This is a genomic window from Sutcliffiella horikoshii, assembly GCF_002157855.1.
Taxonomy (GTDB): domain Bacteria; phylum Bacillota; class Bacilli; order Bacillales; family Bacillaceae_I; genus Sutcliffiella_A; species Sutcliffiella_A horikoshii_C.
The window spans coordinates 1090477-1106361 of sequence record NZ_CP020880.1 but is presented as its reverse complement, the minus strand read 5'-3'; the positions used below and the strand labels follow the sequence as shown (position 1 = coordinate 1106361).

The 15885-nt window shown below is 41.3% G+C and carries 13 protein-coding genes; all 13 read right to left on the bottom strand.

Annotation, left to right across the window (positions count from 1 at the left end):
* Positions 1-59: 59 nt before the first annotated feature.
* The 13 genes from B4U37_RS05830 to B4U37_RS05770 all read right to left on the bottom strand — a co-directional run bounded on the left by B4U37_RS05830 (position 60) and on the right by B4U37_RS05770 (position 15863).
* Positions 60-692, bottom strand: a complete 633-nt coding sequence (locus B4U37_RS05830) for a response regulator (RefSeq protein ID WP_010198270.1) — start codon at positions 690-692, stop codon at positions 60-62.
* Entirely contained in the window at positions 689-1867 is a 1179-nt protein-coding gene (locus B4U37_RS05825; protein WP_157663724.1) for a GAF domain-containing sensor histidine kinase, read from the bottom strand. The genes B4U37_RS05830 and B4U37_RS05825 overlap by 4 nt, the downstream gene beginning before the upstream one ends.
* Before the next feature lie 145 nt (positions 1868-2012).
* Complete coding sequence (locus tag B4U37_RS05820) at positions 2013-3776, bottom strand: phospho-sugar mutase (protein WP_088017469.1); 1764 nt, start codon at positions 3774-3776, stop codon at positions 2013-2015.
* A 177-nt stretch (positions 3777-3953) separates the two neighbouring features.
* The gene (locus B4U37_RS05815; RefSeq protein ID WP_088017468.1) at positions 3954-5660 is read right to left on the bottom strand and encodes a glycerol-3-phosphate dehydrogenase/oxidase; all 1707 of its coding nucleotides are present in this window, start codon (positions 5658-5660) and stop codon (positions 3954-3956) included.
* 148 nt (positions 5661-5808) lie between these two features.
* Positions 5809-7299: a glycerol kinase GlpK gene (gene glpK / locus B4U37_RS05810; RefSeq protein WP_088017467.1), complete on the bottom strand. Its 1491-nt coding sequence runs from the start codon at positions 7297-7299 to the stop codon at positions 5809-5811.
* Between the two features lie 21 nt (positions 7300-7320).
* Positions 7321-7878: a glycerol-3-phosphate responsive antiterminator gene (locus B4U37_RS05805; RefSeq protein ID WP_088017466.1), complete on the bottom strand. Its 558-nt coding sequence runs from the start codon at positions 7876-7878 to the stop codon at positions 7321-7323.
* A 525-nt stretch (positions 7879-8403) separates the two neighbouring features.
* Positions 8404-9129: a GntR family transcriptional regulator gene (locus tag B4U37_RS05800; RefSeq protein ID WP_223492573.1), complete on the bottom strand. Its 726-nt coding sequence runs from the start codon at positions 9127-9129 to the stop codon at positions 8404-8406.
* 93 nt (positions 9130-9222) lie between these two features.
* A complete protein-coding gene (locus tag B4U37_RS05795) occupies positions 9223-10032 on the bottom strand; it encodes a carbohydrate ABC transporter permease (protein WP_010198261.1) in 810 nt (269 codons plus the stop codon).
* A 15-nt stretch (positions 10033-10047) separates the two neighbouring features.
* Positions 10048-10923: a carbohydrate ABC transporter permease gene (locus tag B4U37_RS05790; RefSeq protein WP_088017465.1), complete on the bottom strand. Its 876-nt coding sequence runs from the start codon at positions 10921-10923 to the stop codon at positions 10048-10050.
* Positions 10924-10983: 60 nt separating this feature from the next.
* Positions 10984-12231, bottom strand: a complete 1248-nt coding sequence (locus B4U37_RS05785; protein ID WP_010198258.1) for an ABC transporter substrate-binding protein — start codon at positions 12229-12231, stop codon at positions 10984-10986.
* Positions 12232-12636: 405 nt separating this feature from the next.
* Complete coding sequence (locus B4U37_RS05780) at positions 12637-13539, bottom strand: AEC family transporter (RefSeq protein ID WP_029326572.1); 903 nt, start codon at positions 13537-13539, stop codon at positions 12637-12639.
* A 154-nt stretch (positions 13540-13693) separates the two neighbouring features.
* Positions 13694-15124 carry an aldehyde dehydrogenase family protein gene (locus B4U37_RS05775; protein WP_010198255.1) on the bottom strand — a complete coding sequence of 477 codons (1431 nt, stop codon included), beginning with the start codon at positions 15122-15124 and terminating at the stop codon, positions 13694-13696.
* A 16-nt stretch (positions 15125-15140) separates the two neighbouring features.
* The gene (locus tag B4U37_RS05770) at positions 15141-15863 is read right to left on the bottom strand and encodes a GntR family transcriptional regulator (RefSeq protein ID WP_010198254.1); all 723 of its coding nucleotides are present in this window, start codon (positions 15861-15863) and stop codon (positions 15141-15143) included.
* Positions 15864-15885: the final 22 nt, after the last annotated feature.

The following is a 15885-nucleotide window of genomic DNA, read 5'->3' as shown; positions in this document are numbered from 1 at the left end:
GAAATAGCTAACTTTCTCTACGAAAAATGATTCATTTTTTCTACAACTAAAGTCGTAGATCAAGCAATGCCATGTTTTACTGCATATAATGCTGCCTGAGTCCGATCTGCTACTTCAAGCTTAGCCAAAATATTCGAAACATGGGTTTTAACAGTCTTTTCGGTGATAAACAAAGAAGAGGCAATTTCTTTATTGCTCTTTCCTTTTGCTATCTCAGCTAAAACTTCAAGCTCGCGTTTAGTCAACTCTTCATGCAAGTTTGTGCTTCCGAATCCTTTCGTAAAATGGGACATCACATGTGACGTTACTTTAGGATGAAGTTGACTTTCTCCCCGGTGAACGGCACGTATTGATTCAATCAATTGGTCAGGTTCCACATCCTTCAGTTGATAGCCAGTTGCACCGGCACGTATGGCAGGGATGACATGATCCTGGTCAGCGAAACTGGTCAAAATCAATACCTTGGACGGGATATTCCTTTCCACGATCTGTTTCGTTGCTTCAATTCCATCCATCTCAGGCATAACCAAATCCATTAGAATAACATCTGGTTTCAATGCTTCGGCAAGCTCCACTGCTTCCTTCCCGTTTTTCGCTTCCCCTACAATTTCTATATCTTTCTGCGTTTTTAAGAAAAAAAGCAGGCCTCTTCTTACCACATGGTGGTCATCTGCAATTACAATTCTAATCATTTTTTCTCCCCCTTTGTCACTGGCATCTCCACACGCACAAGCGTACCTTTTCCAAGTTCACTTAACAACGTGAACGTACCACCCTGAGCTTCCGTTCTCTCCTTCATACTTCTTAAACCTAGTGAAGGAATCTCTTTACTTTGTGTAAAAGAAAACCCTAATCCTGAATCTTTGATCTCCATAGAGACTTTTTGATTTTTCACTTCTATTAGCAGACAAGCCTTTTTTTCACCTGCATGCTTTTTGCAATTATTCAATGCTTCCTGACCGATGCGCCATAAGCATTCTTCCATGTGGTTTGGGAGGTCAATCACGCCTTTCACTTCGGAATGGATGGTGAGTCCAAGAACTTTTCCGTAGTTTAACAACGCACTGACGACCCCATTTTCCAACCCTTCAGGTCTCAGTTGCCAGATAAGCGCTCTCATTTCACTTAATGCCTCTTGTGAAAGTTCCTGCATATAAGTCAGCATTTCGAGGATTTGCTGGTCTTTTGTAAGTTCTTTTGTTCCTCTTGCCGTAAGCATGAGTGAAAAAAGAAGTTGATTGACCGAATCATGCAAATCCCTTGCCAAGCGGTTTCTTTCCGCCAAAATGGAGAGATGTTGCTCATTTTCAGAAAGCCTGATACGCTTAATTGCAGTTCCAATTTGATAGGCAACAGACTCTAAAAGCGCCAGTTCCGTATCTGAAAAATGTGTTTTAGAAGGTGCCGCTACATTCAGAAGACCAAACTTTTCTTCTCCTGCACGTAATGGGACTGTTGCATGGTGGGTAATATTGTTTGTTTCGCCCCATTCAAATTTGACTGCATCCTCTAACCTTTTACAGGCTATGATGTTAGATGCACGCTTGAGCCTGCCGTCCTGATAGCGATCAAGGCACCAACACCCGCCTTCACACATCGGTTTTTTATTGTTGTTTTTGAGTGCACCCGGAAGCTCATGTTCCGCTGCCAATGTATAGTTTCCTTTTTCATCTATAAGGTAAATCCAGCCTGTTTGGAGGCTAGTCACTTGAAGTAGTTCTTTTAACACACTCTCAAGCATTGTCGGTAAGTCATTCGCTTGATTAAGCGATTCCGCAATAATTTTCAGCGCACGCAGTTCTTGAATTCTTTGATTTTCCTGGACCACTATGCATGTCCCCCTTGATTCATCTAGCTTACATGTCATCTATATCTTTCTATTGTAACAGCGGGAATCCCTTTTGGCCTTCGGAAAAAGTCCGGGTTTTTGTACGACTTTGGTCGTAGCAGAACAACAAAAAACCGCCTCAAGCACAAATACTCTGCTTGAAACGGCAATCTTGTTTGTCTAATTAAGCTTTTCCTACAGAATTCATGCTATTTAAAAACTGATCCACTTTCTCCATCAACGAAGTCGAGATAGTTTCCAATTTCTCTTTACTGTCTTCCATTTTCTCAGACTGCGTTCCGAAGTAGAACTTAATCTTCGGCTCTGTTCCGGAAGGTCTTACACATACCCATGTGCCGTCTTCAAGGAAATACTTCAGCACATTTGATTTTGGAAGTTCCATTTTTTCTACAGCCTTTGTTTCCACAACCAATCTTTCTTGCGTGGAGTAATCCTCGATTGCTGTAACCGCGTATCCTGCCACTTCCGCTGGCGGCGTGTTGCGGAACGCTGTCAGAAGGTTTGCAATTTGTTCTGCTCCTTCTTTTCCTTTTAACGTCAAAGACTTCATGCCTTCCAGGTAGTAGCCGTATTCCTCATACAACTCCATTAACCCTTCATACATCGTCTTGCCAAGTCTCTTGTAGAATGCGCAGATTTCCACTGCCATGATGCATGCTTGAACCGCATCTTTATCACGAGCAAAATCAGCAATCAAGGAACCATAGCTCTCTTCGTAACCGAATAAGAAAGTATATTCTCCACTCTCTTCATACTGCTTGATTTTCTCTCCGATAAATTTGAAACCAGTTAACGTATCTACTGTTGCAACACCGTAGCTGTCGGCAATCACACGGCCAAACTCTGATGTTACAATCGTTTTTAACATCACACCGTTGGAAGGAAGCGTACCTGTTGCCTTCTTTTCAGACAATATATAGTGTAGGAAAAGAGCACCCGTCTGATTACCAGTCAATACGACATACTCACCGTCAGCATTTTTCACTGCTACTCCAAGACGGTCTGCATCCGGATCTGTTGCGATTAAAATATCGGCATCGATTTGCTTGCCATCACGAATTGCCAATTCAAATGCTGCATGCTCCTCCGGGTTTGGAGAGGATACAGTAGAGAAGTTTGGATCTGGCTGTTCTTGCTCTGCCACCACTTTCACATTTTTATATCCAAGTGCAGCAAGCCCCTCACGAACTGGCAGGTTAGCTGTTCCGTGTAACGGAGTGAAAACAACCTTCACATCTTCACCCATTTCTTCCCCTAACTCAGGGTGTACACTAATAGTAGTAAGCTGCTTTAAGTACTCCCTGTCCAATTCTTCGCCAATGATTTTAATCAGGCCTTTATTCTTCAGCTCTTCTTCTGAAGCAACCTGTATCTCAAGCTCATTTTCGACTTCATTCACTTTTGAGATAACCTGATCCGCTTCAAACAACGGCAATTGTCCTCCATCTGGACCATACACTTTATAGCCGTTATATTCCGGTGGGTTATGGCTAGCCGTTACAACGATACCGGAGAATGCTCCTAAGTAACGAACAGCAAAAGATAGTACCGGTGTCGGACGCAGGCTTTCAAATACATACGTCTGGATGCCATGGCTTGCCAACGTTTTTGCTGCTTCCATTGCGAACTCCGGAGATTTATGACGGCAATCATATGCGATGGCCACTCCTCCTTTTTTCGCTTCTTCACCAAAGGATTCTATGTATCGTGCCAATCCTTCAGACGCTTTTCGAACAGTATATATATTCATTCGGTTTGTACCTGCGCCGATTTCCCCGCGCATTCCACCTGTACCAAATTCCAATTCCTTATAGAAGCTTTCTTCTTTCACCTTGTCATCGTGCTTCATTTCTTGTATCAGCTTCACCATTTCTTCATCAAGTTTGGTGTGTGACTCCCAAAGATCAAATTTCTCCATCCATTTCATCTGTCTTTTCCTCCTTGCGTTTATCAGGATATAGTAAGACTTCTACTTCCATACTAATGCTTCCTGCAAAAATAATACGTCGAATTATGACAAATTACGCGTTCGTGAACGTTTTCACTCATTATTATACTAAAAAAGAAAAGGAATTGCCTTATGCAATTCCTTGTTTAAAAAAACTTAACTAATTTTATTGGAAACCTTTTGATCAAAACCCTGCTCTTCGTCCACCGCTCTTACTGCATCATGCAAATGACGCTCTAAAAAGATTCGATGTTGCTCTTTTTGCTCTCTGCTCCAAACTAATTCCTTGCCCATTAGTTCCAAAACTTTTGTTTTCCAGTTCTCTACCCAGGCGATGTCGAAAAATAATGCTCCCGTTCTGCGGATGAAGAAATCTGAAGGAGTTGTCGTCATTTCTTCTCTAATTGCATACAACACCCTAACATACACATCTAATGGTAACCCAGCTTTTTTGGCTTGAGCTGCATCTGTTTTGGCAATGGCATACAGTTTATCCACATTTGACCCGTACATTGCGGAAAGCTTAGTAGCTTCTTCTTCTGTAAACCCTAGTTTCATTCCTTCGTTTACTTTCTCTTTCATATAGGAAGGAAAGTTAGTAGAACCTCCAACATCTCCACCTGAAATCGGCATATGCTTTGTTTTGGATCTCCCATAATTTTTACCGGTTTCTTTTTCAAACTGCTTATTAATTAAATCAACAACCATTTCTGCCATTTTACGATAACCTGTCAGTTTTCCTCCTGCGATGGTAATCAACCCAGAGTCTGAGATCCACACCTCGTCTTTTCTGGAAATCTCAGAGGCTGATTTTCCTTCTTCATGGATTAACGGACGTAGCCCCGTCCAACTGGATTCAATATCAGACTCCTTAAGCTTTAAGGAAGGAAACATGTAAGAAATCGCTTCAAGTACATAGGTCTTATCCTCTTTAGTCATACGTGGATGGACCATGTCTTCCTTATATACGGTATCCGTTGTCCCAACATATGTTTTGCCATCTCGCGGTATGGCAAAAATCATTCTTTTGTCTTGTGTATCAAAATAGATCGCCTGTTTCAACGGGAATTTCTTCTGATCGAAAACTAAGTGAATTCCTTTTGTATGTTGCAAATGCTTTCCTTTTTTGGAGCCGTCCATTTCACGTAGAGTATCTACCCAAGGACCAGCAGCATTTACGATTTTTTTAGCACGGATCGTATATGTCTTTTTGGTTAATTGATCGACCACTTTTGCTCCTACTACTTTTCCATCTTCATACAAGAGTTCTTCTACTTTTGCATAGTTGACTGCTTCTGCCCCGCGCTTGACCGCTTCCTTCATGACTTCGATGGTAAGGCGCGCGTCATCTGTACGATATTCTACATAAACGCCTCCACCTTTTAACCCTTTGCTGTTTAATAGTGGCTCACGTGCTAGCGTTTCTTGTGCGTTCAACATTTTGCGGCGTTCCGATCTTTTTACATTTGCCAGGAAGTCATACACCCTTAAACCTAAGGACGTCGAGAATTTCCCAAATGTTCCTCCTTGTTGAATCGGCAACAACATCCATTCAGGTGTCGTAACATGTGGACCATTTTCATAAACGACCGCACGTTCCTTCCCTACTTCTGCCACCATCTTTACTTCTAGTTGTTTTAAGTATCGTAGTCCTCCGTGTACAAGCTTAGTGGAGCGGCTGGATGTACCGGCAGCAAAGTCCTGCATTTCAACGACAGCCGTTTTTAATCCACGTGTTGCAGCATCCAAGGCTATACCACTACCTGTAATACCACCACCGATTACTAATACGTCATAAGTCTCTTCTGTCATTTTTTCTAAAATAAGGCTTCTGTTAAAGCTCGCAAAGTTTAATTTATTCATCTTAATTGCCTCCATCCTCTTAGTAGGTATATATACAAAAAGAGACCACAGAAAACATAGACAAAGCATTTGCTCTGAACATGTTCTGTGGTCTCTCCTAATCTCCAACCGAAATATTAACTTGTTTTTAGTATATCATATGCAACGCTTACTTGAAAGCCATAGTTGCATTTACTGCTTTTTTCCAGCCACTATATAATTCTTCCTGCCTTTGATTGTCCATCTCCACTTCAAAGGTTGACTCAACCTGCCACTGTGAGGCGATCTCCTCTTTATTTTTCCAATAACCAACAGTCAGGCCAGCTAAATAGGCTGCGCCAAGTGCCGTCGTTTCATTGACAGATGGTCGCTCCACCCCGACCCGGAGCATGTCACTTTGGAATTGCATTAAGAAATTATTCTTTACTGCTCCACCATCTACACGCAATGTTTTTAAAGAAATACCTGAATCATGCTCCATCGCCGTTAACACATCTTTCGTTTGATAGGCCAATGATTCTAACGTGGCACGAATGAAATGTTCTTTAGATGTGCCACGCGTCATGCCAAATGCCGCACCCCTAACATCACTGTCCCAATATGGAGTACCTAAACCAACAAAAGCTGGCACGACATACACTCCTTCAGTAGAGTCTACTTTTGTAGCATACTCTTCACTTTGACTTGCATCCTTGAACATGCGGAGTCCATCACGAAGCCACTGAATAGCTGAACCTGCTACAAAAATACTGCCTTCCAATGCGTAAGTTACTTTCCCATCGATTCCCCACGCTATGGTAGTGAGAAGTCCGCTCTCTGATTTGATCGGCTTTTCGCCTGTATTCATCAGCATAAAGCAACCTGTCCCATAAGTGTTCTTTGCCATCCCTTCTTCATAGCAAGCCTGTCCGAATAGCGCTGCTTGCTGATCTCCTGCCGCACCTGCAATCGGAATTTCCTGTCCAAAGAAATGATAGTCCACTGTATGTGCGTAAACTTCTGATGACGGCTTCACTTCTGGAAGCATACTTGCCGGAACATCCAGTATATCAAGTAATTCTTGATCCCATTTCAATTCATGGATATTGTATAGAAGCGTTCTTGAGGCATTTGAATAGTCTGTCACATGTGCCTTCCCACCTGAAAGCTTCCAGATCAACCACGTATCAATGGTACCAAAAAGCAACTCGCCACCTTCCGCACGCTCTCGGGCCCCATCAACATGATCTAGCAGCCACTTCACTTTTGTCCCAGAGAAATAAGCATCAATTAATAGCCCCGTTTTGTCCCGGAAGGTCTGTTCGTGGCCATCTTCTTTAAGTTTGTCACAAATAGCGGAAGTCTGTCTTGACTGCCAGACAATTGCATTATGTATTGGTTGCCCCGTCTCTTTATCCCACACAACAGTCGTTTCACGTTGATTGGTGATACCAATACCAGCAATCTGGTTAGGTTTAACCCCTGACTCTGATAAGCAAGACGCAATAACTGACAGGATGGAGCTCCAAATTTCATTTGCATTATGTTCCACCCATCCTGATTTAGGAAAATATTGTTGAAATTCTTTTTGTGCGGTGTACACCGGTTCTCCATTTTTATTAAATAAAATTGCTCGTGAACTTGTTGTTCCCTGATCTAATGATAAAATATATTTCTCCAATTCTAGCACTCTCCTTATCACTTATTTCGAATAATGTTCCCAAAGATCCTGTTTAGATGTGGTAACAGCTGTCGCTCCTGCTTCAATCGCACGATCGACATCTTCCACGGACCGGATCAAGCCTCCTGCAAATACAGGAATGCCTGTTTTTTCTTTTACTTCCCTAATCATATGTGGGACAACCCCGGGTAATACTTCAATAAAGTCGGGCTGAACCTTTTCAATTACCTGATAACTTTTCTCCACTGCATTGGAATCAAGTAAAAAGAGGCGCTGTATAGCGTAAATACCTCTTTGTTTGGCTTTTGCGATCACTGCAGCCCTCGTAGAGACGAGCCCAGCCGGCTTTATGGTTTGACATAAGAATTCTGCTGCGTGCTCGTCATTTTTTATACCTTGAATAAGGTCCACGTGGACGAACAGTTTTTTCTTCTCTTTATTTGCTGCTTTTATATAATTGGGTATTTGTGAAAGTTGACTGTCTAATATCACACCATATTCGTAGTTGCTTTGTAAAAACCTTTCGAGTGTTTTTCCGTTTTTCACTGCTGGTAGTATGGTTTGGTTTTGGAATGTCATATAGTTTACCTCAATTCATCTGGTAATCGAGTTTAGTTGTAACGCTTACATTTTTCTTACCTACATTTTAATACGTTTTGTATTAAGGTTACAACCTTTTTGTATGAAAATGATAGAAAGTTGTATGAACACCGCTGGTGATTTCCGCACTGGGCTTCGCTTTCCTAGGGGCGGTGCTTGAGCCTCCTCACTTCGTTGCGGGGTCTCAACCTACCGCTATCTCCCTCAGGAGTCTTCGCCCCGTGCTCCAATCACCAGCTAGAATTATGTTTTACAGTTGACTCCATGCAAGCGTTTTTTATAAATCTTTGATTGAATGGGATTTCTTGTTGATTGGAGTGGAAGGCGCGCAGACGCCCGCGGGAGGAAGGGACAGGGAAGACCCCACAGGGCGAATGCCCGAGGAGGCTTCCGGACCGCCCGCAGGCAAGCGAAGCGCCTGGAACGGAAATCAACTGTCCTTATACACTTTACATATTAAAAAACTGCCACAGGCTAGGTTTGGGCGCTGTGGCAGTTTTTTGGTTATCTTGTTAGTTCTACTTGGTATTGATATTGGTCGGAGCGGTATTTCGTTTTGGCATATTCGATTGGCTTGTCGTTTATGCCATAGCTCAAACGAGTCATTTCCAGTAAAGCTTGGCCACCGCTTATACCGAGAAGATCCGCGTCATGAAGCGTTGCATTGACTGCTGATATTTTTTCGTTTGCTTTTTTCAACATAACGCCGTTTTCTTCTAGGATCTGATAAAACTTAGCGTTATTGAGATCATGTTTTAATAAAATTTCACCGATTTCCTCCGGCCAACACGTACGTTCAAGCGCAATCGGTAAATCGTTCACAAAGCGAATTCGGTCAATTACCAATATTTTATCCTCATCATTTAAGTTGAGTTTAGCTTTTTCAATAAAAAGGTCATCCCTGAATTCGGTTCTTAATAACTTGGAATGAGGCATCAAGCCTTTTTCCATCACTTCTTCAGCAAAGCCTGTGAGACGACCAAGGGATCCAACTAACTTCTGATACTTGACTGTCGTTCCTTTTCCTTGCTTTTTCTCCAAAAGTCCATCATGGACCATCGATGTAATCGCCTGTCTAATAGTTGTTCTACTCACATCGAATTCTTTCATCAGTTCCTGTTCTGTGGGAATCAAGTCTCCAGGTCCCCACACTTTATCCACAATCCTTTTTACCAATATATCTTTGATTTGGTGATATAGTGGCACAGGACTGCTATGATTTATTTTCACTGTTGCCGACACTCCTTTTACCTATCTACCTCTATTCTAATATGTTTCACCTGTAAAAGATAGTATCATCACTACCATTTATTGCAAAACATCTTATCCCTTAACCGAACCCGCAGTCATTCCGGCAACAAAGTAACGTTGAAGGAAAAGATACGCGAGAATCATTGGAGCAGAAGCGATAATAACTCCTGTAAATAACATGGGATAGTTCGTCATATATTCACCCTGGAATTCTAATAGTGCTAGAGGAAGGGTTTTGTATTCCGCTTTTGTGATAAATAAAAGTGGATAGAGAAGGTCATTCCAATGCATCACAAATAGAAAAATAGCGGTAGCCGACAAGGATGGCAGGGATAGCGGCAATGCAATTCGATAGTACATCTGCCAGTTGTTCCCTCCGTCAATTGTACATGCTTCAAACAAGGATTTAGGCAGGGACCTCATGAATCCGGAAAGAATGAAAACTGCTACAGGCAGGGTAACGGAAAGATTGACTATCATTAAACCTACTAATGAATTGGTCAAACCTAAACTGTAGACTAATTGATACAAAGGTATCATGTTAACTTGAGCCGGCACCATCATTCCAATGGTAAAGAACACGAATATACCGCCACCGATCCAGCCTCCGAGCCTTGTAATGCCAAAAGCCACAAGACTTGCAAAAAACAAAGTAAAAACTACCGATACCAATGTCACCAGTACACTGTTTAAAAAATAGGTGCCCATCGCCTGCTCTTGGAAGATTCCAAAGTAGTTACTAAAGTTGAAGCTAGATGGCAGACTTAATATATTTTCATAAATTTCAGATGTTGTTTTAAAAGTTGCTAGTATGATAGATATCACTGGCACTAGAATAAGAGTTGCATAGATGAACAGTAGTAGTTTTTTTGTCCATTTCATCGTCTTTCCCCCCTTCTAATTTTCTACTCTGTTTGCCCGTAGTACACGGAATTGCAGGAATGTAATAAGGGCTATGACCAGCATAAAGATAACGGACTCCGCTGATGCATATCCAAATTTAAAGCTTCTGAATGCTGTTGTGTATATATGGGTTGCGAGAATCTCCGTGGCATAGTTCGGACCACCCCTTGTCATGGCATATATCAGATCAAATGCTTTAAAAGACTGGATGGTTGTATAAGCAACCACAATAGTCGCAGCCGGAGCAATCAGCGGCCATGTTACCTTGCTGAAAGTTTGCCAGCGGCTGGCTCCTTCAATTTTGGCCACTTCGTATAGATCCTCAGGTATTGCTTGCAAACCAGCAACAAAAATAATTAACATCTGCCCTGTATGGAACCACACTTGTACAAAAGCGATGGAGTATATGGCAATGTTTTGATCACCGAGCCAATTGTTCGCAAGCATTTCAAGTCCTACACTAGTAAAGAGGTTATTGATGATTCCTAAGTTAGGATCATACATATAGGACCAGATAAAAGCTACTGAAATGGAGGAAAGAATGGTCGGAAAGAAATACAAAGCTCTAAGGAAAATATTTGTTTTAGTATTTTTAACAAGTAAAACCGCAAACACCAATGAAAACAAAGTTTGAAAAACGACTACAAACAACATGAATTTCAAGTTGTTTGTCATTGATTTAATAAAAATAGAATCATTGGTAACTAAATTCGTATAATTCTCGAATCCTACAAAATTAAAATTAGTAGTAAGTCCATCCCAATCTGTGAACGAGTAAAATACGGCACTAATCGTTGGGAGGATAAAGAAAATACTATAGAAGATAAGACCGGGTACAAAAAATAAATAAAGCCACTTACTCTGTTTCATCGTATCCCCCTTTCATATGAAAGGAAGAGGAGAACATCATCCTCCTCTCCTTTAATCCTATTAATTTAAATTTTGATCGACAATTTGTTGTGCCTTTTTCGCCGCTTCTGCCGGATCGGTACCGCTTAGTACATCTTGGATCGAACCAACAACGGCTTTTTCCACATCAGCGTTTGGAATTAAATAACGTGGTTGGAATCTTGTATTTTTATCCATCCAATGTACCGTATCTTTTAGAACTTCAGATTCATAGTTTACATCGTTAACTGTCAAATGCTGTCCAGTCTTATTCGCATACACAGAGGCATTCTCCGGTTTACTCAAGAACTCAATAAATGCTTTCGCTTGCTCCTGTTTTTCGGACTTACTGTTAACTGCCAACATGAAAGTGGTAGTGTGAATACCTTCATATTTTGCTTCAGACTCTGAAACTGTAATTGGTGCCAACAAATTCAATTTAACGTCTTCTTTATGGCTCTTAATATTTGCCATCGCATACGAACCTGTAGCAAGCATAGCAGCTTTCTCTTGGCCCACTAAAGCAATCGCTCCATCATGCTTTGTTCCTAAAGCATTGTCTTGGAAATATTCTTTATCGTTTAATTCCTTAAATTGAGATAACGTTTTTACCCACCACTCGTCCGTCAATTTAACTTCTCCGTTAACGAGTTTTGTAAATACTTCTTCATCTGTCGCATTGTTCATCATCATAGCGTTCATAAACTGACCAGGACCGATATCAGCACCCGGGAAAGCAATAGGTGTGTATCCATTTTCTTTAAGCGTTTCACATAGAGCCAAGAACCCTTCCCAATCTGTTGGTGGTTCTAATCCTAACTCTTCAAAAATTCCTGCATTATAGATAGGTTGGTTAAACACAAGTTGATATGGTAATGCATATTGTTTTCCTTCACTTTGCCCGACTTCTAAGAGACTTTCATTAAAATTAGAGACGAACTCTTCGCCAGACAGGTCCTCAAAGAACCCAGCTTTTTGAATGATTTCAAATTGTGAACCAGGCATGGAAACAAAAACATCACCAGTAGTACCATCTCGAAGTAAAGTTTGTGCAGTAGATTGGTATTGTTCCGACGGGTATGCCGTCATATCGACTTTAATTTCTGGATTTTCCTCTTCAAACTTAGCTATCAGTTCATTAAATACTTCAACATCTTCCCCACGCCAGTGAATAAAACTGATGGTAGTTTTTCCATCCTTATCACCAGATGATCCTTCAGAAGAACATCCTGCTAAAGCAAGTGACGCCATTAATGCCAAAATGATCGAAAGCAATTTAAACTTTTTCACTACATTTCCCCCTTTTATTATAACGTTACTACCTTAACCTACTTACGTTACTACCTTTAAAAATAAAGTAACCCCTCTAACACAAGAAAAAGTCAAATGGCAGCGTTTTCACAACTCCTAATTAAAATAATACTTTCTTTTTTCAGTAAATTCAATAAATATTTTTCAAAATTGCCATAATTTATTTTTCATATTTTAAGAGACTTATTGATTCATTGAGTGCCTAGCTGTTGAATGGAGTGAAAGGCGCGCAGACGCCCGCGGGAGGAAGGGACAGGTGAGACCCCGGAGGCGCAAGCCGAGGAGGCTCACGGACCGCCCGCAGGCAAGCGAAGCGCCTGGAACGAAAATCAACAGCGGCGTTTAAAAAACAAAAAAAGCCAGCTCCCGAAAAAGGAACTGACTCTATAAAACAATCCAAAACATAATCGGTAAACTAACAATAGTCAACAACGTACTAATCAACGTACTACTTGAAACAAAATCCGGCTCCGTATTAAACTCCAACGCATACATCGTCGTATTCGCAGCAGTAGGCATCGCAGCCATAATAATCATCAACTGCTTCACCATTGGATCAACAGGAAGTATCATTGTTAAACCAAAAGCAATTAAAGGAGAAAGAAATAATTTAATGCCAATAGCATAAGCCAATTTTTCCTTTGGTGCATTTCTAATAGATATCTTAGCTAACTGCATCCCTAAAATGACCATAATCACAGGAACAGTCGCATTAGCTACAAGGTCGACAGCTTCCATTATAGAAGACGAAACAGGGATAGATAGAAATTGAAAGGATAAACCGAAGATAGCTCCGTAAAGAATTGGCATTTTTATAACTGCTCTTAAAGCCGTTTTTACGCCAGCATTTTCCGGACTGCCTTTCGCAGCATAATACACCCCAACTGTGCCCATCAACAATGATTGAACGACCATCAATACAACAGCATACTCAAATCCTGCCGCTCCAAAGAGCAATAATGCAACCGGAGTACCGTAATTACCATTGTTCATGAAACTTGCCGCGAGAATCATCCCGCAAGTTTCCGCCCTCGTGAATTTTTTAATCCAAGATAGTACATACACAAAAGCGATAAGTGCAAAACAAAGTAGAAACGTATATAAAATGATATATAAATGATTACTACTAAATGCATTTGTATAAAAAGTTCGAAATACCAGTACGGGAGAAAGCAAGTACAAGGCCATCTTTGATAATGTTTTGGTATCAAACCCCAAAGTCTTCTGACCGATGAACCCTATGGCAAATATCATAAATACAGGTAGCAGCACTTGTAAAAAAGCCAAACCTTTTCGCCTCAATCCTCTAAAAAAATGGAAAAGCCCCGGCTCCACCAACCCGAGCCAGGCCATCCTATTACTTTACCATACTAGTGTTGATTGGAAAACATAAGCTGTTGATTGAAGATCAGTGCGGAAATCAACAGCGGAGTTAACCGGTTTATAAGTTAAATACAACGATTCTTTCTTCTGTCATTTCCTCAATCGCATATCTAGGGCCTTCTTTTCCAGTACCGCTTCTCTTCACGCCACCATAAGGCATACTATCCACTCTATAAGCAGACGCATCATTCACAATCAAGCCACCCACTTCAATTTCCTTGGCAGCCTTCATCGCAAACCCTAAATCCTTTGTAAACAACCCAGCCTGCAGTCCATAATCAGAATCATTCACTTTCGCAATGACTTCCTCTTTTTCCGTATAAGGTGCAACTGAAACGACTGGTCCAAACAACTCCTGACGGCAAACCTTCATATCATCATGCACATCTGTAAGAATCGTAGGATAATAGAACGCGCCATCCCGTTTAGCGCCAGTTACAACCGTTGCGCCTTGTTCCACTGCTTCATTAACCCAAGCCTCCACACGCTCTGCTTCGCTTAAGCGGATCATCGGGCCGATATCGGTTGTTTCTTCTAAAGGATTACCAACTACAAACTTCTCTGTTTTCTCTTTAAGTTTTTGGACAAATGTCTCATAAACATCCTCCTGCACATACACACGTTGTACCGAAATACATACTTGACCTGCATTATTGAAACTCTTCTGAGCCACCATGGAGGAGGCAAGTTCTAAGTCAGCATCTGAATGAACCACTGTAGCGGAATTGTTTCCAAGCTCCAATGCTACCTTTCTAAGCCCTGCTTTTTGACGGATTAGTTCCCCAACACGTGGACTTCCTGTAAAGGTAAACATATTAACATCTCCATTTTCTAACAACCAGTCGCCAATGCTTGGGCCGTCTCCAGTAACTACGTGTAAACGCCCTTTTGGCAAACCAGCCTCTGTAAGTACTTCAGCTAGCATATACGCGCATACAGGTGTTACTTCAGCAGGCTTTAGTACGACACTGTTTCCTGCCGCTAATGCCGGACCGATTTTATGGCAAACAAGATTTAGAGGTACGTTGAAAGGTGTGATGGCCGCAATAACTCCAACTGGCACTTTCAATGTGAATGCCATGCGATTTTCAGAACCTGGTGCAGCTTCTACCGGGACACCTTCCCCATGAATTCTTTTAGCTTCTTCTGCAGAAATCTCTAGTGTCTGTGCGGCACGTTCCACTTCTCCTCTGGACTCTCTGATTGGCTTTCCTACCTCTGTTGCCAATACTTTAGCAAATTCTTCTTTTTTGGCTACTAATAACTGTGCAGCTTTTAGTAAAACTTGATAGCGTTGATAAGGAGTAAAATCTTCTTTTAAAGAATTTTTTGCTACTTGTACTGCTTCTTTCACATGAGCTTGTTCCGCAACAGCAACATGGTATGCCGCTTCTTGTGTGTATTTGTTTGTTACTGCCATGGTTTCTTTCGTTTCTACTGTTTGTCCATTGATATATAGTCCGTGTGTTGTGATAGTTGTTGTTGTCATCATTACAGCCCCTTTATCATCTTGTTAATTCCACATTGTAGTGGTATTGATCACTTCGGAATTTCGTTCTGGTATACTCGATTGGTTTATCGTCAATCCCATAACTTAATCTTGTCATCTCAATTAACGCTTCCCCGGCCCTAATTCCGAGCAAATCCGCTTCATGCATCGTAGCATTCATCGCAGATATTTTTTCATTGGCTTTTCTTAAGGCAATACCGTTTTGCTCAAGGATTTGGTAAAAGTTTGCTTGATTGAGTTCTTCTTTCATGAGCTTCTCGCCAATTGATTTAGGCCAGCAACTTCTTTCAAAGGCAATGGGCAAATTATCTGCAAATCGAATTCGCTCAATGACCAAAATGGAGTTATCATGCGTTTGAAGCATTGCTTTTTCGTGATATAAGTCGGTGGAGAATTCTGCTCTTATTAGCTGAGAATATGGTGTTAATCCCCGCTCTAACACTTCTTCAGCAAATCCTTTTAATCTCCCCAAACTTCCGACAAGCTGTTGGGATTTAACAATGGTACCCCGTCCTTGCTGCCGTTCCAATAATCCATCTTGCACCATCATGCTTATTGCCTGTCTGATGGTCGTTCTACTAACCTCGAACTCTTTCATCAACTCTTGTTCTGTTGGTATTAATTTGTTTGGCAGCCATGTCTTCTCTTGGATTCGTTGTATAAGAGTTTCCTTTATTTGAAGATAGAGCGCTATTTGTTTGTTGCTTTGATGGTGCATATAAAAAACCCCTTTGTTGTCC